The sequence below is a fragment of the Xenorhabdus yunnanensis genome (assembly GCF_028598805.1).
Lineage (GTDB): Bacteria > Pseudomonadota > Gammaproteobacteria > Enterobacterales > Enterobacteriaceae > Xenorhabdus > Xenorhabdus yunnanensis.
This window is the reverse complement of record NZ_JAQRFI010000148.1, coordinates 1-1,765: the sequence shown is the minus strand read 5'-3', so window position 1 is coordinate 1,765 and position 1,765 is coordinate 1. Positions and strand designations below refer to the sequence as shown.

Annotated in this window: 2 protein-coding genes and 1 pseudogene; 1 reads left to right on the top strand and 2 read right to left on the bottom strand. The window is 37.6% G+C overall.

All coding sequences use genetic code 11. The annotated features are described in order from the left end of the window. Positions 1-177: 177 nt before the first annotated feature. Positions 178-549, bottom strand: coding sequence for a DUF3969 family protein (locus PSI23_RS21265; RefSeq protein ID WP_273556944.1), 372 nt, complete (start codon positions 547-549; stop codon positions 178-180). A 14-nt stretch (positions 550-563) separates the two neighbouring features. Next, complete coding sequence (locus PSI23_RS21260; protein ID WP_273556943.1) at positions 564-1,082, bottom strand: hypothetical protein; 519 nt, start codon at positions 1,080-1,082, stop codon at positions 564-566. A gap of 326 nt (positions 1,083-1,408) precedes the next feature. On the opposite strand from PSI23_RS21260, the pseudogene PSI23_RS21255 reads away from it, so the two are divergent. Beyond that, positions 1,409-1,765, top strand: a pseudogene (locus PSI23_RS21255) (site-specific DNA-methyltransferase); the annotation flags it as partial.

The following is a 1,765-nucleotide window of genomic DNA, read 5'->3' as shown; positions in this document are numbered from 1 at the left end:
ATGCTGCTATTGTGATAAGAGTGATAGCAATGTCACAGAGCTTATTGAATTATCAGACCTCGCCTCGGCGGGGTTTTTTATGCCTAAGACTCAGATTTAAAAAGATGACAGCCACCCGCTTTGAAATTGATAAATAAAATGGGTGACTGTCAGACTGGGTTTAAAAGGATACACGGTTTACCATACGGTGGGTTTTCTATCTGTACCGCCTAATTCAATTTTGCGGTATTCTAATACGGCTCTTCCCACCTCTTCACTATCTTGAATCGCTGATAATGCTTTTTCTATCATCTCATCAAGACTTTCTTGATAGTGCTCAGGAGCGATGTCGGCTACATCATCGAGTTCACAACCTAGTTTGGCAACTTCAATTAGCTCTTTAGAGGCGTTTAATTTTTTTAACAATTTGTGAAGGTTGGGTTTAAATATATATCCTTCCGCTTCATCAATAGAGATCAGTTTTTTATCAACTGCATATAACACACCTAAGATTAAAAAATTAAAAAATTTGGCTGCGTGTTTTTCGTGTAAACTATAAGAAAGTTTCATTTTTAATACCTTTGTTAACTCCAATAATATTTAATTTTTACATTAAATACTTTTCCGCTTTGGTGCCGGAAGAAATGAATAGAAATATGTCTACCGGACGTATCAAATCCATTCATGTACACTTTAGACCATTTTCCGGGATAGAGCTTTCTTAAATTGTGTAATGCGAATTTATTGGTAATCACATTCTTAGTTGTGCCATCTTGGACAGCCCTAAACCCTTTAGGATAGCATGGCGCATCTTTGATGGAGTTGTAAACATATTTAATATCATTGTGTGTTAGATTTGCGAGAAAATCCCGCTCATTCTGACCATTCTTAATAGCACAAGTATTTTGGCCGGCCTTATTATTTTGCTTAGATTCATTACTTTTATCGTACTTCTTATTCTTATTAGCTGAATTGTTTGACCTCCAAACGGAAACTGCGAGTTGATATGGGTTTATCGCTTCATCTGACGCTTGAAAGCTGTGTCCCGAAAAAGAGAGCGATACCAATAGAACGCTAAATAAAACCTTTGCAAATCGATTCATAAGAAGATCCTCATATAAATAAGCTTTAAAGTATTCTCACAACAGAATTAAAATAACTCTGGTGTGATATGAAGCATTATATAGATACTCCATTAAACGGAAGTAAAACCAGAACCGATTTACTTCGGATAAAGCATTAATAAAAGATAAATGAAGTTGATTCTTAAAAATTATAGGGTGAGTAAAGCTTTGAATTTACAATCCAACTACCAAAAGATATTTGGTAGTTCGGTTAAATCAGATAACCCAACCTGTCGGTCAAACCGACTAGTTCAAATTCAAGGCTGCGCATAGCGTGGCTTTTTTTATTACAGGCTATTCCTCTGATGACAATTGAAAAAATCACTCTGGATTACCCTGAGTCCAAAAGTGCGAATATCACCCAAAAAAATATCGATCAACTTAAACAGCTTTTCCCAGAGGTATTTTCGGAAGGAAAGATTGACTTCAACGCCTTAAAAGCGGTGCTGGGTGAAGCCGTTAATGATTCAGACGAGCGCTATAACTTCACCTGGCAGGGTAAGGCTCGCGCGCGTCAAATAGCCCAGACGCCATCAACCGGCACCTTGCGCCCATGCAAGGAAGAGAGTGTTAACTGGGATACCACAGGGAACCTCTTTATTGAAGGCGACAACCTTGAAGTGCTTAAGTTGCTGCAAAAGTCTTATCACAAAAAGATAAAG